The sequence below is a fragment of the Enterobacter cloacae complex sp. P17RS genome, from assembly GCF_014895885.1.
Classification (GTDB): Bacteria; Pseudomonadota; Gammaproteobacteria; order Enterobacterales; family Enterobacteriaceae; genus Enterobacter; species Enterobacter bugandensis.
Map to the genome: position 1 here is coordinate 40310 of NZ_JADBQK010000006.1, position 21683 is coordinate 61992.

Annotated in this window: 21 protein-coding genes and 1 riboswitch; of the genes, 9 read left to right on the top strand and 12 right to left on the bottom strand. The window is 55.3% G+C overall.

The annotated features are described in order from the left end of the window. Positions 1–3: 3 nt before the first annotated feature. The 7 genes from ftsL to leuO all read right to left on the bottom strand — a co-directional run bounded on the left by ftsL (position 4) and on the right by leuO (position 7097). Positions 4–369 (bottom strand): cell division protein FtsL, encoded by a 366-nt coding sequence (gene ftsL / locus IM265_RS05770; protein WP_006173860.1) that lies wholly within the window; start codon positions 367–369, stop codon positions 4–6. Beyond that, positions 366–1307, bottom strand: coding sequence for a 16S rRNA (cytosine(1402)-N(4))-methyltransferase RsmH (gene rsmH, locus IM265_RS05775; protein ID WP_028015503.1), 942 nt, complete (start codon positions 1305–1307; stop codon positions 366–368). Before rsmH ends, ftsL begins: the two co-directional genes overlap by 4 nt. 2 nt (positions 1308–1309) lie before the next feature. Further along, complete coding sequence (mraZ, locus tag IM265_RS05780) at positions 1310–1768, bottom strand: division/cell wall cluster transcriptional repressor MraZ (RefSeq protein WP_014882537.1); 459 nt, start codon at positions 1766–1768, stop codon at positions 1310–1312. 599 nt (positions 1769–2367) lie between these two features. Beyond that, positions 2368–3375 (bottom strand): catabolite repressor/activator, encoded by a 1008-nt coding sequence (gene cra, locus IM265_RS05785; protein ID WP_014168621.1) that lies wholly within the window; start codon positions 3373–3375, stop codon positions 2368–2370. A 179-nt stretch (positions 3376–3554) separates the two neighbouring features. After that, a complete protein-coding gene (gene ilvN, locus IM265_RS05790; protein ID WP_045259452.1) occupies positions 3555–4046 on the bottom strand; it encodes an acetolactate synthase small subunit in 492 nt (163 codons plus the stop codon). A gap of 1 nt (position 4047) precedes the next feature. After that, positions 4048–5772 carry an acetolactate synthase 3 large subunit gene (ilvI, locus tag IM265_RS05795; RefSeq protein ID WP_048960678.1) on the bottom strand — a complete coding sequence of 575 codons (1725 nt, stop codon included), beginning with the start codon at positions 5770–5772 and terminating at the stop codon, positions 4048–4050. A 380-nt stretch (positions 5773–6152) separates the two neighbouring features. Continuing rightward, positions 6153–7097 carry a transcriptional regulator LeuO gene (leuO, locus tag IM265_RS05800; protein WP_041911249.1) on the bottom strand — a complete coding sequence of 315 codons (945 nt, stop codon included), beginning with the start codon at positions 7095–7097 and terminating at the stop codon, positions 6153–6155. Between the two features lie 608 nt (positions 7098–7705). On the opposite strand from leuO, the gene leuL reads away from it, so the two are divergent. The 5 genes from leuL to leuD all read left to right on the top strand — a co-directional run bounded on the left by leuL (position 7706) and on the right by leuD (position 12565). Beyond that, on the top strand, positions 7706–7792 hold the full coding sequence (leuL, locus tag IM265_RS22185; RefSeq protein ID WP_071993742.1) for a leu operon leader peptide: 87 nt from the start codon (positions 7706–7708) through the stop codon (positions 7790–7792). 91 nt (positions 7793–7883) lie between these two features. Continuing rightward, on the top strand, positions 7884–9455 hold the full coding sequence (leuA, locus tag IM265_RS05810) for a 2-isopropylmalate synthase (RefSeq protein WP_193030238.1): 1572 nt from the start codon (positions 7884–7886) through the stop codon (positions 9453–9455). Then, on the top strand, positions 9455–10546 hold the full coding sequence (gene leuB / locus IM265_RS05815; RefSeq protein ID WP_014882533.1) for a 3-isopropylmalate dehydrogenase: 1092 nt from the start codon (positions 9455–9457) through the stop codon (positions 10544–10546). The genes leuA and leuB overlap by 1 nt, the downstream gene beginning before the upstream one ends. 2 nt (positions 10547–10548) lie before the next feature. Further along, positions 10549–11949 (top strand): 3-isopropylmalate dehydratase large subunit, encoded by a 1401-nt coding sequence (gene leuC, locus IM265_RS05820; protein ID WP_028015498.1) that lies wholly within the window; start codon positions 10549–10551, stop codon positions 11947–11949. Between the two features lie 10 nt (positions 11950–11959). Then, positions 11960–12565, top strand: a complete 606-nt coding sequence (gene leuD / locus IM265_RS05825; RefSeq protein WP_028015497.1) for a 3-isopropylmalate dehydratase small subunit — start codon at positions 11960–11962, stop codon at positions 12563–12565. Between the two features lie 92 nt (positions 12566–12657). Here the strand turns inward: leuD and IM265_RS05830 are convergent, their stop codons facing one another. The 3 genes from IM265_RS05830 to sgrT all read right to left on the bottom strand — a co-directional run bounded on the left by IM265_RS05830 (position 12658) and on the right by sgrT (position 14478). Then, entirely contained in the window at positions 12658–12810 is a 153-nt protein-coding gene (locus tag IM265_RS05830) for a Hok/Gef family protein (RefSeq protein ID WP_010427008.1), read from the bottom strand. A gap of 216 nt (positions 12811–13026) precedes the next feature. Further along, positions 13027–14205, bottom strand: a complete 1179-nt coding sequence (locus IM265_RS05835; RefSeq protein WP_028015496.1) for a sugar efflux transporter — start codon at positions 14203–14205, stop codon at positions 13027–13029. A 120-nt stretch (positions 14206–14325) separates the two neighbouring features. Next, positions 14326–14478: a glucose uptake inhibitor SgrT gene (gene sgrT, locus IM265_RS05840; RefSeq protein ID WP_045631150.1), complete on the bottom strand. Its 153-nt coding sequence runs from the start codon at positions 14476–14478 to the stop codon at positions 14326–14328. Between the two features lie 88 nt (positions 14479–14566). Between sgrT and sgrR the strand changes: the two genes are divergently transcribed. The 4 genes from sgrR (at position 14567) to thiQ (ending at position 19645) form a co-directional block, all read left to right on the top strand. Next, positions 14567–16222 (top strand): HTH-type transcriptional regulator SgrR, encoded by a 1656-nt coding sequence (gene sgrR / locus IM265_RS05845; protein WP_193030236.1) that lies wholly within the window; start codon positions 14567–14569, stop codon positions 16220–16222. A gap of 36 nt (positions 16223–16258) precedes the next feature. Continuing rightward, positions 16259–16359: riboswitch (TPP riboswitch) on the top strand. 31 nt (positions 16360–16390) lie between these two features. Continuing rightward, complete coding sequence (thiB, locus tag IM265_RS05850; RefSeq protein WP_193030234.1) at positions 16391–17374, top strand: thiamine ABC transporter substrate binding subunit; 984 nt, start codon at positions 16391–16393, stop codon at positions 17372–17374. Further along, the gene (gene thiP / locus IM265_RS05855; RefSeq protein WP_193030232.1) at positions 17350–18960 is read left to right on the top strand and encodes a thiamine/thiamine pyrophosphate ABC transporter permease ThiP; all 1611 of its coding nucleotides are present in this window, start codon (positions 17350–17352) and stop codon (positions 18958–18960) included. The genes thiB and thiP overlap by 25 nt, the downstream gene beginning before the upstream one ends. Further along, on the top strand, positions 18944–19645 hold the full coding sequence (thiQ, locus tag IM265_RS05860) for a thiamine ABC transporter ATP-binding protein ThiQ (RefSeq protein WP_048957872.1): 702 nt from the start codon (positions 18944–18946) through the stop codon (positions 19643–19645). Before thiP ends, thiQ begins: the two co-directional genes overlap by 17 nt. 43 nt (positions 19646–19688) lie before the next feature. On the opposite strand, the gene IM265_RS05865 is transcribed toward thiQ, so the two are convergent. Beyond that, positions 19689–20456, bottom strand: a complete 768-nt coding sequence (locus IM265_RS05865) for a DedA family protein (protein WP_193030230.1) — start codon at positions 20454–20456, stop codon at positions 19689–19691. A 118-nt stretch (positions 20457–20574) separates the two neighbouring features. Further along, complete coding sequence (gene araC, locus IM265_RS05870; protein ID WP_028015490.1) at positions 20575–21420, bottom strand: arabinose operon transcriptional regulator AraC; 846 nt, start codon at positions 21418–21420, stop codon at positions 20575–20577. Between the last annotated feature and the right edge of the window lie 263 nt (positions 21421–21683).

The following is a 21683-nucleotide window of genomic DNA, read 5'->3' on the forward strand; positions in this document are numbered from 1 at the left end:
CCCTTATTTTTGTACTACGATATTTTCCTGGGAAGGATCAACATGCTGCAGTTGCAGCTTTTCCGTTGCGATCCGTTCAACCCGGCTGTGATCGCCGAGCGCGTTTTCTTCAAGGATCAGATTTCGCCATTCAATATCCAGCGCATCGCGTTCCAGCACCAGCTGCTCGCGTTGCGCAGTCAATAAACGTGTATGGTGAGCTGTGGTCACCACCGTAACTGCCGTAACAATGATGCAAATGAACAGGCAGAGTGGCAGTTTCCCGAATCGCAAAAGATCGTCGCCGATCACGCCAGGCAAGGCATGGCGCTCGTTGCTTCCTAACGATCCCTTAACTTTGCTTAGGGTTTCTGTCACTCTGCCGATCATGCGTTCGTCCTCTCTGCAACTCGCAGCACTGAACTACGGGCACGTGGATTCTCTGCCACCTCTTCTTCGCCCGGCATCAACTTGCCTAATGCTCGCAACTGACGGCCCCCCAGCTTCCTGAGTTGTTCTTCCGTCATCGGCAGCCCCGCTGGAACCTGAGGACCGCGGCTCTGTTCACGCATGAAGCGTTTTACAATGCGGTCTTCCAGCGAATGGAAGCTGATGATGGATAACCGCCCACCCGGGGCCAGCACGTCGAGCGAGCTTTTTAGCGCCAGCTCTATTTCCTCCAGTTCACTGTTTACCCAGATGCGAACCGCCTGGAAGGTACGGGTCGCGGGATGTTTGTGCTTATCCTTCACCGGCGTCGCCGCCGCAATCACTTCGGCCAGCTCTTTGGTGCGGGTCATTGGCTCAACGCGGTTGCGCTCAACGATGGCGCGCGCAATGCGCTTGCCAAAACGTTCTTCGCCGAAGGTTTTGATCACCCAGGCAATATCTGCTTCGTCAGCGGTCTGCAGCCATTCGGCGGCAGACTGGCCGCGCGTCGGGTCCATACGCATGTCCAGCGGACCGTCGCGCATAAAGGAGAAGCCGCGTTCTGCATCATCAAGCTGGGGTGAAGATACGCCAAGATCGAGAAGAATCCCGTCGATCTTGCCCGTGAGGTCGCGCTCGGCCACGTAATCCGCGAGCGCAGAAAAAGGTCCATGCACGATGGAAAAGCGTGGGTCATTGATGGTCTGTGCAACGGCAATCGCCTGCGGATCGCGATCGATTGCCAGCAGTCGCCCTTCCTCTCCAAGCTGGGAGAGGATCAAACGCGAGTGACCACCGCGACCAAACGTGCCATCAATGTAGATGCCATCCGGACGAATATTCAGGCCGTTCACGGCCTCGTCCAGTAACACCGTTTTATGTTTATAATTTTCCATCATATTTATAGAGACAAGTCCTGCAGCCTTTCCGATAAAGTTGCGGAATCAGACTGCTCAGCGTCGATATCTTCCTTGACCTGTTGATACCAGGTCGTTTCGTCCCACAGTTCAAACTTGTTGAACTGCCCGACCAGCATCACTTCTTTGGTCAGACCGGCATGTTGCCGCAGCACGGGCGCAATCAGTAATCGCCCGGCGCTATCCATCTGACACTCACTGGCATGTCCCAATAACAGCCGCTGCACGCGGCGCTCTTGCGGGTTCATGCTCGACAGTCGCGACAGCTTTTGCTCAATGATTTCCCATTCAGGTAAGGGGTAAAGCAGCAGGCAGGGGGAGTTGATGTCAATGGTGCAAACCATTTGACCCGAAGCATTCTCAATCAGCTGGTCGCGGTATCGGGTTGGGACCGATAAACGCCCTTTGCTGTCGAGATTGACTAACGTAGCTCCACGGAACATGCCAGTCTCACCCCTCCTCACCACTTTAACCCACAAATTCCCACCTAAAGGAGTTTACGGAGCGAGGGAAAAGCTTGTCAAGCCAGGACTCTCCCTGTAGAGACCCGAAAGCCCTCTATTTACAGAGATAAACAGTCCTGGTTAATAACTGCACAACTGGCGAGGCAAATTAACGTTATGAATATTTGTAAGAAAAAAACCGAATATGCACACTAGCGTTAAGGCTCACTCAATATCATCGCAGATAAATATAAAGTGTCAGTTTGCGACGCGGGCAGCATTTTATGACAGATTGTCAGGGGATAACAGCGCCAGATTCACTCAATCGGTCGGTGGAAGCGGCGGTTGCGTTGCTGGCCGGTCGGGGGGAAGGAAAAACGTCTGAATATTCATCGACCGAAGAGGGTTTGTAACAAAGTAATACAAAGAGAGGCTTTTAAAAATCGCTTCATGATTCTTTAAGGACCCTTTTAAACGGCAAAATGAATTAAGAAAAATAGTAGATTAGGATCTCTCAAGAATTATCCTAATTTCACTGCGGGAATTAACTCGGCGAATTATTCCAGTAAAAAGGGGCGGTTTTTCGCCGCCCCGTCATTTCATTTATGGCGGCTCAAAATTCCGCGATGATAGAGATTACGTTTGATACGCGTCAGACCCGGCTTCGGTTTGCGCGGCTCATCCAGGCTCGCCAGAACAATCTCCAGGACGCGTTCCGCTACATCTCGGTGACGCTGGGCCACCGCCAGCACCGGGCACTGAAGGAAATCGAGAAGCTCGTTATCCCCAAACGTGGCGATCGCCAGGTCAGAGGGAAGCTTGCCTTCACGACGCAAGGTGACATCCATTACCCCCTGCAGAAGGGCAAATGACGTGGTGAACAGCGCCTGAGGCATCGGGTGCGTCTCCAGCCATTTTTCGAACAGCTGCGCAGCGGCTTCGCGTTCATAGCTGTTGGCATAGAGATAGTGGACTTCACGCGGATCGTCTTTCCAGGCGGTTCTGAACCCTTGCTCACGCAGGAAGCTTACGGAAAGCTCGGGCAGCGCGCCAAGATATAGCACCGTTTCAGCGGGGAAGGTTCTCAGCTCAGCGGCAAGCATTTCCGCGTCATCCTGATCGGCACCCACTACGCTTGTGAAATGCTCACGATCGAGCGCGCGGTCCAGCGCCACGATGGGGAACGGATCGTTCGCCCAGCGCTGGTAAAACGGATGCTCCGGCGGTAAGGAGGTCGAGACGATGATGGCATCGACCTGACGCTGGAGCAGATGTTCAATGCAGCGCATCTCGTTATCGGGCTGGTCTTCAGAACAGGCTATCAGCAACTGGTAACCGCGCTGGCGGGCCTGACGTTCAAGATAGTTGGCGATACGGGTATAGCTGGTGTTTTCCAGATCCGGGATCACCAGACCAATAGAGCGGGTGCGCCCGGCACGCAGGCCGGCAGCGACAGCATTCGGATGGTAGTTATGCTCACGAACCACCGCCATAACTTTTTCAACGGTCTTATCGCTGACGCGGTACTGCTTTGCTTTGCCGTTAATCACATAGCTGGCCGTTGTTCGTGACACGCCGGCTAGCCGGGCGATTTCATCCAGTTTCACAATTGCCCCTTAAAAAAAGAAAAGAGTCCATGGCCCTGTCAAGGTTATGGTTAAATCTTTTAACATCTAAACGCAGAAAAGCCTTCGCGGCAACCGCTTTTATCTGCGTTGTCGGCTGATTACGCAAAAAAAAGCCCGGCTTTGGTGACCGGGCTGAAAGAGGCGAACCTTTTTAACAACTACCGCATGATTTTCTCGCCGCGTGACAGACCAACGATCCCCGATCTCGCCACCTCAACAATTTTTGCTACATCTCGCACAGATGCCAGGAAAGCGTCCAGCTTGTCACTGGTTCCGACCAGTTGAACCGTATAAAGAGAAGGCGTGACGTCGATGATCTGTCCGCGGAAGATATCCGCATTGCGTTTGACCTCTTCGCGCCCGTAACCGCTGGCCTGTATTTTGACCAGCATGACCTCACGCTCAACGTAAGCGCCCTGCCCCAGCTCGCTTACGCGCAGCACATCGACCAGCTTATGCAGCTGTTTCTCGATCTGCTCAATTACCTTGGCATCGCCAACGGTCTGAATCGTCATACGCGACAGCGTCGGATCGTCCGTTGGCGCCACGGTCAGGCTTTCAATGTTATAGCCACGCTGCGCAAAAAGCCCAATGACGCGCGACAGTGCGCCAGACTCGTTTTCCAGTAATACCGATAATATCCGGCGCATATCAGGTTCTCTCCGTTTTGCTTAACCACATCTCGTCCATACCGCCGCCGCGAATATGCATCGGATAAACGTGCTCGGTTCCATCAACGATGACATCCATAAAGACGAGGCGGTTGTTTTTAACGTGCTCAAGCGCTTCGGCGAGCTTCGTTTCCAGCTCAGCTGGATCGGTCACCCGCATCCCTATATGGCCGTAAGCTTCAGCAAGACGAACAAAATCCGGCAGCGATTTCATATATGACTGAGAGTGGCGGCCCGAGTAGATCATATCCTGCCACTGCTTCACCATACCGAGATAGCCGTTATTGAGGTTGAGCACCAGTACCGGCAGCTCATATTGCAGCGCGGTGGAAAGTTCCTGAATGTTCATCTGAATACTGCCGTCTCCGGTCACGCAGACGACGGTTTCATTTGGCAGCGCCAGCTTCACGCCCAGCGCGGCAGGCAGGCCAAAGCCCATCGTGCCTAAACCTCCCGAGTTGATCCAGTGACGCGGTTTATCAAACGGATAATAGAGGGCGGCAAACATTTGATGCTGGCCCACGTCAGAGGTCACATACGCGTCGCCTTTCGTCAGTCGCCATACCGTTTCGATGACCGCCTGCGGCTTAATATGCTCGCTTTGGGTGTCATATTTCAGACACTGCCGCGCGCGCCATTGCTCAATTTGCTGCCACCAGTCACGGATTTCATCCAGCGGTTGCGCTGTGTTTTCCAGCGCCAGCAGATCCAGCATTTGTTCAAGGACCTGTCGCGCGTCGCCGACGATAGGTACATCAGCAGACACCGTTTTTGAAATTGACGTCGGATCGATATCAATGTGCAGCACGGTGGCATTCGGGCAATACTTCGCCAGGTTGTTGGTAGTACGATCGTCAAAACGCACGCCGACGGCAAAGATGACGTCAGAATGATGCATCGTCATGTTGGCTTCATAGGTACCGTGCATACCCAACATGCCGAGCGCCTGACGGTGGGTAGCGGGAAACGCTCCGAGTCCCATCAGCGATGACGCAACAGGAAGATTGAGCTTTTCAACCAGTTCACGAAGCTGTGCCTCACACGCTGAATTGACGGCCCCGCCACCGACATAGACCACCGGTTTTTTAGCGGCCAGCAGCGTTTGCAGCGCGCGTTTGATCTGACCTTTGTGGCCCTGCGTTGTTGGGCTGTAAGAGCGCATGCTAACCGATTCCGGCCAGACATAAGGCAGCTTGTTTGCCGGGTTCAGGATATCTTTAGGGAGATCGACCACCACCGGCCCCGGGCGCCCGCTTGCCGCCAGCCAGAACGCCTTCTTCAGAATGCCAGGAATGTCTTCGGTTTGCTTGACAAGGAAGCTGTGCTTCACGACGGGACGCGAAATCCCGACCATGTCGCACTCCTGAAACGCATCATAGCCAATCAGTGATGTCGCGACCTGTCCGGAAAGGATCACCAGCGGAATAGAGTCCATGTACGCGGTCGCAATGCCGGTAATGGCGTTTGTTGCACCGGGCCCCGACGTGACCAGGACCACGCCCACTTCACCCGTCGCACGCGCCAGGCCATCGGCCATATGTACCGCCGCCTGCTCATGGCGTACCAGCACATGGTCAATACCCCCTACCGTATGCAGTGCGTCGTAAATATCGAGGACCGCGCCGCCAGGATAGCCGAACACTTGCTTTACGCCCTGATCGATCAGCGACCGGACGACCATTTCCGCGCCAGACAACATCTCCATGCTTTGCCTCCAGGCATTTTGTTATAGACGGACCGCCGAATTCATTTCCGCACCGTCTTGCGATCGGGATGAACCCGTCTTCTATTTTGCAGAGTGATACTTACCTTAACCGCTCGTTATGAGGCAGGCAATTCGCAAACCAGGAGAGAGAAGAGGCCGTGAAAGCAGAAAAAACAGACATTGTCAGAGGATATGGTTAATTCATCTGAAATTAGGGGATGAGATGATAAATCATCGCTGAAAAGCGCGGCGATGTAGAAAATCATCTATTTTTACGGACCTGGCAGGCGCCAGATAAAATACGTAACAGAACAAAATATTAATAAAAGAAACAAAACCAGGATAAATCACATGCAAAGATGCAATTTATCCTGACTCGATTACCGACGGCAGATGCTAATAAGTAGCTCTTCCATCCACTGATGTCCTTTATCCCGTCCAGCAGCTTCATGCCAGGAGAGATAGCAGGTGCGGCTATTTAGCTTGAGCGGCAGAGGCAAAATTTGCAGATTTAACGCGCCAGAGAACTCTTCTGCCAGCCAGCGTGGGGCAATTGCCACCAGCTGCGTCTGGGAAACGACGTTTAACACGCTGACCATGGCCATCCCCTGATAAGCCACGCTCGCCTGTTTCTCCGCAGTGTCGTACCAGGGCAGGCTAAAGGAGGCATATCTGTCGAGCGCAACAACGGCATGCTGTTCGCTATAAACGTCACTTTCTCGTAACGGCGCATTCAGTCGTGGATGTTTTTTGCTGGCAACCAGCACCATTTCATCTTTAAACAGCGGTACACAGGAAAATTCAGGACGGCGGAATTCTTCATAACCCAGGACGAATTCGATTTCCTGGTAACGTAACTGGTGTTCGGTGTTTTGATTTAAGGACGATTTAAAGACGAGATTAATATTAGGTGCGATCTCTTCAACTTTATTATAAATAATTGATGTCAGATAATTATCTAATGGACTGCAGACGCAGAGATGGAATACTCGCTCACTGCTTAAGGGTTCAAAGCCCGAGCCCGGCAGCTCATTTTGCACCAACTGCAGCGCCTGGCGGATGGAGCCGAAAAGCTGGAAAGCCCGCGCTGTAGGCTGGATCCCTCTTCCATAACGAACAAACAATTCGTCGTTGAACATAACCTTAAGCCTGGCAACGGCATTACTTACGGCAGGCTGTGACATCCCCAGGGCTTGTGCCGCACGCGTGATATTCTGCTCCTGCATGACAGCATCAAACACCGTCAGTAGATTAAGATCCACCGTGCGTAACTGTGGTTTAATTCCATCAGTAATCTGTGGTTGTTTAATATTATTTTCTGGCACTTCTGACTCCACTGTCACGCTACACTCCCTTCGCCAACGCACTGTAATAATTTCGAAAAATATGATTTACCATGCAGATACGACCAGCGAAAGAAAATTGTTTAAAAATCGGAATATATAAAGATTATCTAATAATGCTATAATACAAAACGGCACAAAGGATATGCTTAACTTTAGTGTTTGAATGAAACCATAAACCAAATCAATATACAATAACCATCCAGTTAAGGATGACTTAAGTATAATTAAACTGTTATCGACATTGAGCAGAATTAAGTTAACAATCTGTTATCAATGATTCTATATGAAGGGAGAAAAAGTTCTCTCAAAAAAGATAACTCGATGATAGTAAAACGGTTTAAAGAGAAAGCATTTGTGAGGACTGCGTCACCTGAAAAATACCCGTTATGTTTATTCGTTTCTGCAAAGGTTTTTTAAGTCCAAAAATAGACAATTAGTTAAGTTAAAAATCAAAAACCCAGCACAATAAGCTAAACAAAACACCCTCTCTGTTTAGCCTTCTGGGGCCGATTTTACCTTCAGGGGTTGACATGCACAGCCGTATCCAGTACCACTAAAAGCATATTGAATTTAACGGAGCACGATTCATGACACGCACCATTCGTTTCATCGGTCTACTACTACTAAACGCATCCACTGTGCGCGGTAGACTGGCGGGCGAAATTCAGCGTTGAATCGTCACCAGTAAGACTAAAAACCCGCGCCACTGCGCGGGTTTTTTTATGCTCGTAGCAAGGCGCCCTAAGACTGACAAGGACCTAACCCATGAGCCAGCAAGTCATTATTTTCGATACTACTTTACGTGACGGTGAACAGGCATTACAGGCAAGCCTGAGTGTAAAAGAGAAACTGCAGATTGCGCTGGCTCTGGAGCGTATGGGCGTCGACGTGATGGAGGTCGGTTTCCCCGTCTCCTCTCCGGGTGATTTTGAATCCGTACAGACTATCGCCCGCACCATTAAAAACAGCCGCGTGTGCGGTCTGGCGCGCTGCGTAGAGAAAGACATCGACGTTGCGGCTGAGTCGCTGAAGGTGGCCGAAGCCTTCCGTATTCATACCTTTATTGCAACCTCACCAATGCACATCGCAACCAAGTTGCGCAGCACGCTGGATGAGGTCATTGAACGCGCGATATACATGGTTAAGCGCGCACGCAACTACACCGATGACGTTGAATTCTCCTGTGAAGATGCGGGCCGTACGCCGATTGAAGACCTGGCGCGCGTAGTCGAAGCCGCCATCAACGCGGGCGCTAAAACCATCAACATCCCGGACACCGTCGGCTATACCATGCCGTTTGAGTTCTCCAACATCATTACCGGCCTGTATGAGCGCGTACCTAACATTGATAAAGCAATCATCTCAGTACATACCCATGATGATTTGGGCCTGGCCGTAGGCAATGCCATCGCTGCGGTGCACGCCGGTGCACGTCAGGTAGAAGGTGCAATGAACGGTATCGGTGAACGCGCGGGCAACTGTTCACTGGAAGAAGTGATCATGGCCATCAAGGTGCGCAAAGACATCATGAACGTGCACACCCGCATCAATCACAACGAAATCTGGCGCACCAGCCAGACCGTCAGCCAGATTTGCAACATGCCGATCCCGGCTAACAAGGCGATTGTTGGAACCGGCGCGTTCGCCCACTCCTCCGGTATTCACCAGGACGGCGTGCTGAAAAACCGTGAAAACTACGAAATCATGACTCCGGAATCCATCGGCCTGAACCAGGTTCAGCTGAACCTGACCTCCCGTTCCGGTCGTGCGGCAGTGAAACACCGGATGGAAGAGATGGGCTATCAGGACAGCGATTACAACATGGATCAGCTGTACGACGCGTTCCTGAAGCTGGCCGACAAGAAAGGCCAGGTATTCGATTACGACCTGGAAGCGCTGGCCTTCATCAACAAGCAGCAGGAAGAGCCAGAGCACTTCCGTCTGGACTACTTCAACGTGCAATCCGGCTCCAGCGACATCGCTACCGCCTCGGTCAAGCTGGCCTGCGGTGATGAAATCAAAGCGGAAGCCGCCAACGGTAACGGCCCTGTGGATGCCATCTATCAGGCGATCAACCGCGTTACCGAGTACGACGTAGAGCTGGTGAAATACGACCTGACGGCGAAAGGGCACGGTAAAGACGCGCTGGGTCAGGTGGATATAGTCGTCAACTATAATGGCCGCCGTTTCCACGGTGTGGGCCTGGCGACGGATATTGTCGAATCCTCCGCGAAAGCGATGGTGCACGTCCTGAACAACATCTGGCGCGCCGCTGAAGTCGAAAAAGAGTTGCAACGCAAAGCTCAGAATAAAGAGAACAACAAGGAAACCGTGTAATGTCGAAGAACTACCATATTGCTGTGTTGCCGGGTGACGGTATTGGTCCGGAAGTGATGGCACAGGCGCTGAAAGTACTGGAAGCCGTTCGCTCGCGTTTTGCGATGAAAATTACCACCAGCCACTACGACGTGGGCGGTATTGCGATTGATAACCACGGAACGCCATTGCCGAAAGCCACCGTTGAAGGCTGCGAAAATGCCGATGCCGTGCTGTTTGGCTCCGTCGGTGGCCCAAAATGGGAACACCTGCCGCCGGCAGAGCAGCCAGAGCGCGGCGCGCTCCTGCCGCTGCGTAAACATTTTAAACTGTTCAGTAACCTGCGTCCGGCTAAGCTGTATCAAGGGCTGGAAGAGTTTTGTCCGCTGCGCGCGGATATCGCGGCCAACGGTTTCGACATCCTGTGCGTGCGTGAGCTGACGGGCGGGATCTACTTCGGTCAGCCAAAAGGTCGCGAAGGCAGCGGTCAGCACGAGAAAGCGTTTGATACCGAGGTGTACCACCGTTTCGAAATTGAACGTATCGCCCATATCGCCTTTGAATCTGCACGCAAGCGCCGCCATAAGGTGACCTCTATTGATAAAGCGAACGTGCTGCAGTCGTCCATTTTGTGGCGCGAGATCGTCAGTGAAGTCGCTAAGCAGTACCCGGACGTTGAGCTGTCGCATATGTACATCGACAACGCGACCATGCAGCTGATTAAGGATCCGTCCCAGTTTGACGTGCTGCTCTGCTCCAACCTGTTCGGCGATATTTTGTCTGACGAGTGCGCGATGATCACCGGCTCTATGGGCATGCTGCCATCCGCCAGCCTGAATGAAGAAGGCTTTGGCCTGTACGAACCGGCGGGCGGTTCCGCGCCGGATATCGCAGGCAAGAACATTGCGAACCCGATTGCGCAGATCCTCTCCCTGGCCCTGCTGCTGCGCTACAGCCTCGATGCAGGTGACGCAGCAACCGCAATTGAAAACGCCATTAACCGGGCGTTAGAAGAAGGCGTCCGTACCGGTGACTTAGCGCGCGGCACGGCAGCAGTCAGTACTGATGAAATGGGCGACATCATTGCCCGCTATGTCGCTGAAGGGGTGTAATCATGGCCAAGACGTTATATGAAAAATTGTTTGATGCGCACGTTGTCTACGAGGCGCCAAACGAAACCCCGCTGCTGTACATTGACCGCCACCTGGTGCACGAAGTGACCTCTCCGCAGGCCTTCGACGGCCTGCGCGCGCACAAGCGTCCGGTGCGCCAGCCGGGTAAAACCTTTGCCACGATGGATCACAACGTCTCCACCCAGACCAAAGACATCAATGCTTCCGGCGAGATGGCGCGCATCCAGATGCAGGAGCTGATCAAGAACTGCAACGAATTTGGCGTGGAGCTGTACGATCTGAACCACCCGTATCAGGGCATCGTCCACGTGATGGGACCTGAGCAGGGTATTACGCTGCCGGGCATGACCATCGTCTGCGGCGACTCCCATACCGCGACCCACGGCGCGTTTGGCGCGCTGGCGTTCGGCATCGGCACATCGGAAGTTGAGCACGTTCTGGCGACGCAGACTCTGAAACAGGGCCGCGCCAAAACCATGAAGATTGAGGTGAAGGGCAAAGCCGCGCCGGGTATCACCGCGAAAGATATCGTGCTGGCGATTATCGGCAAAACCGGCAGCGCAGGCGGTACCGGTCACGTGGTGGAATTCTGCGGTGAAGCCATTCAGGCGCTGAGCATGGAAGGTCGCATGACCCTGTGCAATATGGCTATTGAGATGGGTGCTAAAGCAGGCCTGGTCGCACCGGACGAAACCACCTTCAACTATGTGAAAGGCCGTCTGCACGCGCCGAAAGGTCAGGATTTTGACGACGCGGTCGCGTACTGGAAAACCCTGAAAACTGACGACGGTGCCACCTTTGATACCGTTGTCACGCTGCAGGCGGAAGAGATTGCGCCGCAAGTCACCTGGGGTACCAATCCTGGCCAGGTCATCTCTGTCAACGACAGCATTCCTGACCCGGCTTCCTTCGCCGATCCGGTCGAACGCGCCAGCGCGGAAAAAGCGCTGGCCTATATGGGGCTGAAACCCGGCGTACCGCTGACCGACGTGAACATTGATAAGGTGTTCATCGGCTCCTGCACCAACTCCCGTATCGAGGATTTACGCGCGGCGGCAGAGATTGCCAAAGGCCGCAAAGTGGCGCCGGGCGTGCAGGCGCTGGTGGTTCCAGGCTCCGGTCCGGTGAAAGCCCAGGCGGAAGCGGAAGGACTGGATAAGATCTTTATCGAAGCAGGCTTCGAATGGCGTCTGCCGGGCTGCTCCATGTGTCTGGCGATGAACAACGACCGCCTGAATCCGGGCGAGCGCTGCGCCTCCACCAGCAACCGTAACTTTGAAGGCCGTCAGGGCCGGGGTGGACGCACCCACCTGGTCAGCCCGGCAATGGCCGCCGCTGCGGCAGTCACCGGCCATTTCGCCGATATTCGCAGCCTGAAATAAGGAGACAATCATGGCAGAGAAATTTACCCAACATACGGGCCGTGTTGTCCCGCTGGACGCCGCTAACGTCGATACGGACGCGATCATTCCGAAGCAGTTTTTGCAGAAAGTGACCCGCACTGGTTTTGGCGCACACTTGTTCAACGACTGGCGTTTTCTGGACGACAAAGGCGAAGTGCCAAACCCGGAGTTCGTCCTGAACTTCCCGGAATACAAAGGTGCATCCATTCTTCTGGCGCGGGAAAACTTCGGCTGCGGCTCCTCGCGTGAGCATGCGCCCTGGGCGCTGACCGACTACGGCTTTAAGGTGGTTATCGCCCCGAGCTTCGCGGATATCTTCTACGGCAACAGCTTCAACAACCAGTTGCTGCCGGTGACGCTGAGCGACGAGCAGGTCGATGAACTGTTCGCGCTGGTTAAGGCAAATCCGGGGATGGCGTTTGAGGTGGATCTGGAAGCGGAAGTGGTGAAAGCCGGGGATAAGACCTACAGCTTCAGCATTGATGCCTTCCGTCGCCACTGCATGTTGAACGGTCTGGACAGCATTGGCCTGACGCTCCAGCACGAGGACGCCATCTCAGCGTACGAGAAAAAACAGCCTGCGTTTATGGGCTAAATGCAATGGCCCGCACGGCGCGGGCCATTGATAAGGGGGCGTTGAGGCTCAACCACTCTGGAGAGGCGGGGACACTTCCCCCGCCAATACCGCTAACGTTTCGCTTCGTAAGCCAACACTGCCGCCAGCTCTGTTTTCTCCTGTCTGAAGTGCAACTCACACAGCGAATCACGCACCATCCAGGTGAAGATCAATAGCGTCGTACAGATCAGAAACAAACCTAACAGCAGAGTACGTTTTGGCATTCCAGCCTCCTTATTGCTTTTCGGCAATGAAGAGACTAACCTCGCAATGATCGTTGTGAAGTTTGTCTCCCCATCAGTTTTTTGATGTGGGACTCTCCACTGTTTGCCTCTTGCGAAAGCCTGAGGCAATCAGCCTCAAGCACCCGTCACGCACTCTATGCGCCTTCTCTGTATCTGTCAGAAAATCGTTTCATTTCGTGAAGCCGCCTTCCAGAATCAAACATCCTTGACCCGGCAGGTCAGCCCAAGCGTTACCACCGAAATCGCCGCAATCATCCAGTAAACCGAGGCATGACCATAACTTTGCGCCAGCGCGCCCTGAATCACTCCCGCCAGAATAACGCCCGTCGAAATACTGTTGGTAAAAAGCGTAGTCGCAGAGCCGGCGCGGCCGGGCATGAGATCCTGGAACCAGAGCATGCCGATCCCGGCAACGATGCCAATAAACACGGCATTAAACAGCTGCAGCGCCAGCAACGCTTCACGCGAATGGAAAAGGAGCAGCCCCGCGTAGAACAGCACCCCAGCCGCCACGGCAACGATCATCATTCGACGCTTTCCGAAGCGCTTAACGTAATACCCCGCCAGAATCATCGCCGGAATTTCCAACCCGGCGGCGGTCCCCATTAAGATCCCCGCAAGCTTGTCCGGTAGGCCTAGATCGCTGCTGATCCACAGCGGCATATCAATAATGTACATGGTGTTGCAGGTCCACATCAGCGTGGAGGCGATAAACAGCATCCGCACGTTTTTATCCTGCCAGCCGCTCACCTGAGTGATGGGCTTATCCGTCGTCTGCTCAACCCGGGCGACAGACGGCAGCGCAAAGGCAATCAGAGCCAGACTGATAATAAAAATGCCTGCCGCGATAGAAAACATGACCGTAAAGCCATAGTTCAGCGCCAGCATGAAGGCCAGCGGCGGGCCGATGACCCACGCCAGCGAGAGCTGTGCGCGCATCACCGAGCTGAACATCACTACCTCTCGCGCCGAGCTGTCGGCGTATTCACGGGCCAGCGCGAAGAGCTGCGGCATGGCGGTGTTCGCCAGAGAGGCCAGCAGCACGCCGCAGGTGATGAGCGTCAGGTAATGACGGTTAAAGGCAAAAAGCAGCGCGTTGCCCACGGCCATGGCGCAGCAAAAGAGGATCAGCCTGCGGCGATCGCCCTGGCTGTCGGATCGTTTCGCCAGCCCCAGGCTAACGAGGATCCCGGCAATTGCGTTAACGGTATAAAACAGGCCCACCCAAAACGGCTGCGCCCCCACCTCGCGGCTGAGAAACAGGCTCAGCGTCGGTGCCTGTAGCGCACCGGCCACGCCCATCATGAAGGCCACCAGCATAAAAGCAGCGTACACGCCATTCAGGCGGCGCCCCATCGTCATCAACCACAGCATGCGCAAGTCCTTGTGAAAGCGAATCGAAATTGGGTGAAAGAATAAACGAAAAAAGCCAGCAAAAACATTTTGCTGGCGGGTGATAAACACCAATACTCAGTCACACATGATCGAGGCGAGTTAGCGAGAAGAGGTCGGTTTCGTAACGTCCCACTGCATCAGATCTTCCAGGATTCTCAGCCGTTGCTCTGCACACTGGCGGGCCAGCCAGGACACTCCTTTTGTCGCTGAAAAGTACTGCTGATAAAACTGACGTGCGGTAGACCTCTTCATAATTTACCTCCTCACTTCATCAGGAAGCATTATTGGCTTAATATAGGGATTAATAAATTGCTGATTTTTTGTCAGGAGTTCCTCTTTTATGCCATCCGGTCGACTGCAACAACAATTCATTCGCCTGTGGCAGTGCTGCGAGGGTCAATCGCAGGAGACCACGCTTAACGAGCTGGCAGAACTCCTCAACTGCTCACGCCGCCATATGCGCACGTTACTCAACACTATGCAGCAGCAGGGCTGGCTAAGCTGGGAGGCCGAGGCGGGACGCGGCAAGCGCTCACGCTTGACCTTCCTGTATACCGGCCTGGCGCTGCAGCAGCAGCGGGCGGAGGACTTGCTGGAGCAGGACCGTATCGATCAGCTGGTCCAGCTGGTGGGCGACAAAGCCGCCGTGCGCCAGATGCTGGTCTCACACCTGGGACGCAGCTTTCGCCAGGGACGCCACATTCTGCGGGTGCTCTACTATCGTCCGATGAAAAACCTGTTGCCCGGCACGGCATTGCGACGTTCTGAAACCCACATGGCCCGGCAGATATTCAGCGGTCTGACGAAAATAAATGAGGAAAACGGGGAACTGGAAGCGGATATCGCCCACCACTGGCAGCAGCTTTCCCCCCTGCACTGGCGTTTCTTTTTACGCCCGGGCATTCACTTCCACCATGGACGCGAGCTGGAAATGCGCGACGTTATCGCCTCTTTAGAGCGTGCCCGCACGCTGCCGCTCTATTCGCATATCACGCGGATCCACTCCCCAACGGCCTGGACGCTGGACATTGAGCTGTCCCAGCCGGACAGATGGCTTCCGTGGCTGCTGGGCTACGTGCCCTCGATGATCCTGCCTGCCGAGTGGCGATCCCTGAACCATTTTTCCAGCCAGCCGATCGGTACAGGCCCCTACGCCGTTACGCGCAATAACAGCAATCAGTTGAAGATCCGCGCCTTTGATGACTATTTTGGCTATCGGGCGCTGATCGACGAAGTGAACGTCTGGGTGTTACCGGACCTCAACGAAGAGCTGAGTGCAGGCCTCACCCTGGAGGGGCCCACAACCAGCGAAAAGGCGTTCGAGAGTCGCCTGGAGGAGGGCTGCTACTATCTTCTTTTTGACAGCCGCAGCCATCGCGGGGCGAATCACGACGTCCGCAAGTGGATCAGCCATATTCTGGCCCCGGCGAACCTGATTTATCACGCTGAAGAGCAATACCAGACCTGGTGGTTTCCGGCCTATGGCCTGCTTCCGCGCTGGCACCATGCTCAGCCGGTACGCAGTGAAAAACCCGCCGGGCTGGAGACCATCACCCTCAGCTACTATCGCGATCACATTGAGCACCGGTTTATCGCGAGGATCATGAGCAAGCTGCTGGCGGCCGAAGGCGTGACGCTGGCGATACAGGAAGTCGATTATGATGAATGGCACCGCGGGGATGTCGTCAGCGATATCTGGCTCAACAGCGCGAACTTTACGCTGCCGCTTGATTTCTCGCTCTTTTCACACCTGTATGAAGTGCCTCTTATTCAGCACTGCATCAGCCGGGACTGGCAGCAGGACGCCGCGAAGTGGCGGGCAGGAGAGATGGATCTGGCCGCGTGGTGCCAGGAACTCCTGACCGGGCAGACGATCGTACCGTTGATCCACCACTGGCTGCTGATCCAGGGGCAGCGCAGCATGCGCGGCCTGCGGATGAACACCCTGGGCTGGTTTGATTTTAAATCCGCCTGGTTTGCGCCGCCGGAGCCATAACGCTTTCGTAATATTCACCAAATCATTACAATAGCGCCGTTCTCAACGGGGTGCTGCATCACAGATGTGCGCTGAGATAATACCCGTCGAACCTGATCCGGATAACGCCGGCGAAGGGATTTGAGGCTGTTTCTCAAAATCCTTTGCCACTCAACCCTGAGGTGCAAAGTGTTAAAAAACGTTCTTCCTCTGCTGGCGCTGGTTGCGCTGCCTGTTTTTGCTAAGCCTGTTCTGACGGTCTATACCTACGACTCCTTCTCCGCCGACTGGGGCCCCGGCCCGGTGGTTAAAAAAGCCTTTGAAGCCGACTGCAACTGCGAGCTGAAGTTCGTGGCGCTGGAAGATGGCGTGTCGCTGCTTAACCGCCTGCGCATGGAAGGGAAAAACAGCAAGGCCGACGTGGTGCTCGGGCTGGATAACAACCTGCTGGAAGCCGCCACGCAAACCAGACTGTTTGCCAAAAGCGGCGTAGCGGCAGATACCGTCAACGTGCCGGGCGGCTGGAAAAACGACACCTTCGTTCCCTTCGATTACGGCTACTTTGCGTTCGTCTACGATAAAAACAAGCTGAAGAACCCGCCGAAGAGCCTGAAAGAGCTGGTCGAAAGCGACGAGAAATGGCGCGTGATTTATGAAGATCCGCGCACCAGCACGCCGGGCCTGGGGCTGCTGCTGTGGATGCAGAAAGTCTACGGCGACAAAACGCCGGAGGCGTGGCAGAAGCTGGCTGCGAAAACCGTTACGGTCACTAAAGGCTGGAGCGAAGCCTACGGCCTGTTCCTGAAAGGCGAAAGCGATCTGGTGCTGAGCTACACCACCTCTCCGGCCTATCATATTATTGCCGAGAAGAAAGACAACTACGCGGCTGCGAATTTCGCTGAAGGTCACTACCTGCAGGTTGAAGTGGCTGCCCGCACCGCCGCCAGCAAACAGCCGGAACTGGCCGAAAAATTCCTGAAATTTATGGTCTCCCCGGCATTCCAGAACGCCATTCCGACGGGCAACTGGATGTACCCGGTTACCGACGCGGCGCTGCCGGCAGGCTTTGAGCAGCTGAACAAACCGCAGACCGCGCTGGAATTTACGCCGCAGCAGGTTGCCGCGCAGCGCGCCGCATGGATAAGCGAATGGCAACGCGCCGTCAGCCGCTGATCCCCGGCTGGTTAGTTCCCGGACTGATTGCCGCCATACTGATGGTGGTCGTCAGTCTGGGAGCGTTTCTGGCGCTGTGGTTTAACGCGCCAGAGAGCGATCTGCTCGCGCTCTGGCACGATAGCTATCTCTGGCACGTTATCCGTTTCTCCTTCTGGCAGGCGTTTCTTTCCGCGCTGCTGTCAGTCATCCCGGCCATTTTCCTTGCGCGCGCCCTCTATCGCAGACGTTTCCCCGGCAGGCTGGCCCTGCTGCGCCTGTGCGCCATGACGCTGATCCTGCCCGTACTGGTGGCCGTCTTTGGCATCCTGAGCGTATACGGTCGCCAGGGCTGGCTGGCCTCCCTCTTCAACCTGCTTGGTCTGGAATGGACCTTCTCTCCCTACGGGCTGAAGGGCATCCTGCTGGCACACATTTTCTTCAATATGCCGATGGCGACGCGCCTCTTTTTGCAGGCGCTGGAGAACATACCCGGCGAGCAGCGCCAGATTGCGGCCCAGCTCGGCATGCGCGGATGGTCATTCTTCCGCTTTGTCGAATGGCCGTGGCTGCGACGCCAGATTGCCCCGGTGGCCGCACTGATCTTTATGCTCTGTTTCGCCAGCTTTGCGACCGTGCTTTCTCTCGGCGGCGGCCCGCAGGCCACCACCATTGAGCTGGCGATCTATCAGGCATTAAGTTACGACTACGATCCGAGCCGCGCCGCGTTGCTGGCGATCGTACAGATGGTGTGCTGCCTGGCGCTGGTGTTACTCAGCCAGCGGCTGAGCAAAGCGATCCCCGCAGGAAGCAATAATCTTTCTGGCTGGCGCGATCCGCAGGACAGCCTGCACAGCCGCATCTCGGACGTGATGCTGATCGCGCTGGCGCTCCTGCTTCTGCTGCCGCCGCTGCTGGCCGTGATCGCCGATGGCCTCAACAGGAATGTGGTATCGGTACTTCAACAGCCGGTCCTGTGGCAAGCCACATGGACCTCATTGCGTATCGCGCTGGCAGCCGGGCTAATCTGCGTGACGCTGACCATGATGCTGCTCTGGAGCAGCCGCGAGCTGTACGCGCGACATGCCCGTAAAGCCGGACACGCGCTGGAACTGACGGGCATGCTGATCCTGGCGATGCCGGGCATTGTGCTGGCGACCGGCTTCTTTTTACTGTTTAACAGCACCATCGGCCTGCCGGAAAGCGCCGACGGCATCGTCATTTTTACCAACGCCTTAATGGCCGTACCGTACGCGGTGAAGGTGCTGGAAAACCCGATGCGGGATGTTAACAGCCGGTACAGCGCCCTGTGCCAGTCCCTTGGCATTATGGGCTGGCGGCGGCTGAAAGTGGTCGAACTACGCGCCCTGAAGCGGCCGCTCGCCCAGGCGATGGCCTTCGCCTGCGTGCTGTCGATTGGGGATTTTGGCGTGGTGGCCCTCTTTGGCAACGAGGATTTCCGCACGCTGCCTTTCTGGCTTTATCAGCAAATTGGCTCCTATCGCAGCCAGGACGGCGCGGTCACGGCACTTTTACTGCTGGTGCTGTGCTTTGCGTTATTTACCGTTATCGAAAAACTCCCGGGGCGTGATGTTAAAACTGACTGATGTAACCTGGCTTTACCAGCATCTGCCGATGCGTTTTACCCTCTCCGTTCGTCAGGGAGAGCGAATTGCGGTGCTTGGCCCAAGCGGGGCCGGTAAAAGTACCCTGCTCAATTTGATTGCCGGTTTTTTGCAGCCTGTCAGCGGGTCGATAGTCATTGATAATGGCGAGTATACCTACGCTCCGCCGGCTAAGCGCCCGGTGTCGATGCTGTTTCAGGAAAACAATCTATTTAATCACCTTACGGTTTGGCAGAACATCGCGCTGGGAATCGATCCGGGGTTAAAACTCAATGCTGCGCAGCGTCAGAAGCTGGAGGCGATTGCCGAACAAATGGGCCTGTCCGCGTTGATTTCCAGACTGCCCGGTGAGCTTTCCGGCGGCCAGCGTCAGCGCGTGGCGCTGGCACGTTGTCTGGTGCGCGAGCAACCGCTGCTGCTGCTCGACGAACCCTTCTCGGCACTCGACCCGGCCCTGCGCCAGGAGATGCTCTCGCTGGTGGAAGAGGTTTGCCAGCGCCAGCAGATCACGATGCTGATGGTTTCGCACAGCATTGAAGATGCCGCACGCATTGCGCCGCGATCGGTAGTGATCGCGGAGGGACGGATTTTGTGGGATGGAGAAACAGAAGAACTTCTGAGTGGTAACGCGGGGGCGTCTTCATTGTTGGGCATTCGTGCGGTCTGACGCCCTCACCCTGGCCCTCTCCCACGGGGAGAGGGAAAACACCTTAACGGCTCACTACCTTCAACAGGATCTCGCCGTACACCGGCATCAGCGGATGACGAATCAGCGCGACCAGCGCTACCACCGCCACGCCCAGCGTCAGCGGGGCCAGCCAGAGCAGGCGCGCGCGCGGGAGATAGCGCGTCAGGCGATCGACGCTGGCTTTCGCGCTGCGCCATAGCCGCCAGCAGAGCCAGACCGCCAGCCACAGCAGCACCGCCGTTCCCAGCAGCAGCCACTTGAACTCACCGCTTTGCATATCGTCAGGGATATCAATGGCCGCACCCGCGAGGATCCCCGGCAGGAAGTAAAACGGCGGCCAGAATACGCAGCCGATAATGTTCGGCACCACGAATTTTGCGACGGGCAGATCCAGCATCCCCGCCACCATCGGCACCAGCGGACGCGTTGGCCCGACAAAGCGGCCTACCAGAATGGTGAACATGCTGTGCTGGTGCAGCGCATGTTCGGTTTTATCCAGCAGCGCTTTGTTCTTTTTCATGAACGACCAGCGGTGCAGCGGCTTCTTAAAGCGCCAGCCCAGCCAGAAGGAGATCCAGTCCCCCAGCAGGCAGCCGATAATCCCGGCCAGCCACGCCTGCCAGAAATTGACCTCACCGCTGCCGATAAGCGCCCCAAGCCCCGCCATCATCACGGTGCCGGGCAGGATCAGCCCGACCAGCGCCAGCGATTCCAGAAACGCCACCAGCGCCACGGCGATGAGCGAGTACATAACGGACTGGGTAATAAAGTGTTCCAGCAATGCCTGCATAACTATTCCGGTCAGAAAACGAATCAGCGATTCTGCTTAGCGCCCCGCACCGCGTCAAGGCATCAATTGTCTGAATAGTTTACAGGATGCTCCTGAAGTTCACCTGAATGTTTACCGTTTATTCACATCCCGCGCGGAATTCACTGGGACTTGCGCCAGTGCACTTCTTAAACACGCGAGAGAAATAGAGCTGATCTTCAAAGCCCACGTTGCGTCCGACGGTCGCGATAGGCATCCGGGTGGTGCTGAGTAACAGCTTTGCCTGGCTGATGCGCTGATCCTCACGCCAGCTCAGCACGCTCACGCCAAGCTGCTGGCGGAACAAGTGTGACAGGCGGGACGGCGAAAGACAGACGTGCTGGGCAACGCTGGCGATATCAAACTGGCTGTCGGCCAGATGGTCGCTGATGTACTGGCAGGCGTCGCGGACGCGGTTATCCAGCGGCGGGTTAAGCGACTCGTTGATCGCCTCCATGCGGCGCAGCAGCACCTGCTCAAGCAGGTTGATCGCCAGCAGTTCGGCATAGCGCCCGCCCGCCTGCCCCGCCTCAATAATTTGTGCGAACAGTTCACGAAACTGCGCCAGATGCGCCTCATCCGGACGATAAAAACCGGTTTGCGCGAAAATAGCCGGCCATGAGAGCCACTCCTGCCAGTAGGCGCGCGGACGGAAATAGACCCACTGGTGATACCACTCTTTGGCATCCGGGTGACGCCCGTAGTGGTGGATCTCCCCCGGCGGGAACAGCAGCATATCGCCCGGGCGGCAAACAAACTGCCGATCGCCGTTTTTGATCACCCCTTCCCCGCGTACGGTCAGGTTCAGAATATACCCTTTCATACCGAGCGGTCGGTCGACGTAAAAATCGAGATACCCCTCGGCCTCAATTGGCGTCAGCCCCGCCACCAGATGGGCGTTAAATGAGTATCCCGGCAGCAGGGGATCGTTTTGCGGTTCGGCCATAGATTCAGTTCTCCCAAGGGTCCTGAAGGAAACCATTTGTCCATATCGTTAAAAGCAGTATAAAAATGGCCTGCGAAAAGATCCAAAAAGCATCACGCCTCTTTTACGTCCGCCATGTTTCAGCCTTTTCCCCTGATTTTTCTGCCGACACGGGCAGAGAAGCAGTAACAAAAGTGTCTATAAGTGCGGCAGAAATGTCCACATTGAATATTTGCACGGCGTCACACTTTCCGTCGTAACAGCAATTTAGTCCATAAGATTAG

Bases quoted from the DNA above. Each gene is read 5' to 3' on its own strand.
- ftsL (WP_006173860.1), bottom strand. From the start codon at position 369: ATGATCGGCAGAGTGACAGAAACCCTAAGCAAAGTTAAGGGATCGTTA.
- rsmH (WP_028015503.1), bottom strand. From the start codon at position 1,307: ATGATGGAAAATTATAAACATAAAACGGTGTTACTGGACGAGGCCGTG.
- mraZ (WP_014882537.1), bottom strand. From the start codon at position 1,768: ATGTTCCGTGGAGCTACGTTAGTCAATCTCGACAGCAAAGGGCGTTTA.
- ilvN (WP_045259452.1), bottom strand. From the start codon at position 4,046: ATGCGCCGGATATTATCGGTATTACTGGAAAACGAGTCTGGCGCACTG.
- ilvI (WP_048960678.1), bottom strand. From the start codon at position 5,772: ATGGAGATGTTGTCTGGCGCGGAAATGGTCGTCCGGTCGCTGATCGAT.
- leuL (WP_071993742.1), top strand. From the start codon at position 7,706: ATGACACGCACCATTCGTTTCATCGGTCTACTACTACTAAACGCATCC.
- leuA (WP_193030238.1), top strand. From the start codon at position 7,884: ATGAGCCAGCAAGTCATTATTTTCGATACTACTTTACGTGACGGTGAA.
- leuB (WP_014882533.1), top strand. From the start codon at position 9,455: ATGTCGAAGAACTACCATATTGCTGTGTTGCCGGGTGACGGTATTGGT.
- leuC (WP_028015498.1), top strand. From the start codon at position 10,549: ATGGCCAAGACGTTATATGAAAAATTGTTTGATGCGCACGTTGTCTAC.
- leuD (WP_028015497.1), top strand. From the start codon at position 11,960: ATGGCAGAGAAATTTACCCAACATACGGGCCGTGTTGTCCCGCTGGAC.
- IM265_RS05830 (WP_010427008.1), bottom strand. From the start codon at position 12,810: ATGCCAAAACGTACTCTGCTGTTAGGTTTGTTTCTGATCTGTACGACG.
- IM265_RS05835 (WP_028015496.1), bottom strand. From the start codon at position 14,205: ATGCTGTGGTTGATGACGATGGGGCGCCGCCTGAATGGCGTGTACGCT.
- sgrT (WP_045631150.1), bottom strand. From the start codon at position 14,478: ATGAAGAGGTCTACCGCACGTCAGTTTTATCAGCAGTACTTTTCAGCG.
- sgrR (WP_193030236.1), top strand. From the start codon at position 14,567: ATGCCATCCGGTCGACTGCAACAACAATTCATTCGCCTGTGGCAGTGC.
- thiP (WP_193030232.1), top strand. From the start codon at position 17,350: ATGGCAACGCGCCGTCAGCCGCTGATCCCCGGCTGGTTAGTTCCCGGA.
- thiQ (WP_048957872.1), top strand. From the start codon at position 18,944: ATGTTAAAACTGACTGATGTAACCTGGCTTTACCAGCATCTGCCGATG.
- IM265_RS05865 (WP_193030230.1), bottom strand. From the start codon at position 20,456: ATGCAGGCATTGCTGGAACACTTTATTACCCAGTCCGTTATGTACTCG.
- araC (WP_028015490.1), bottom strand. From the start codon at position 21,420: ATGGCCGAACCGCAAAACGATCCCCTGCTGCCGGGATACTCATTTAAC.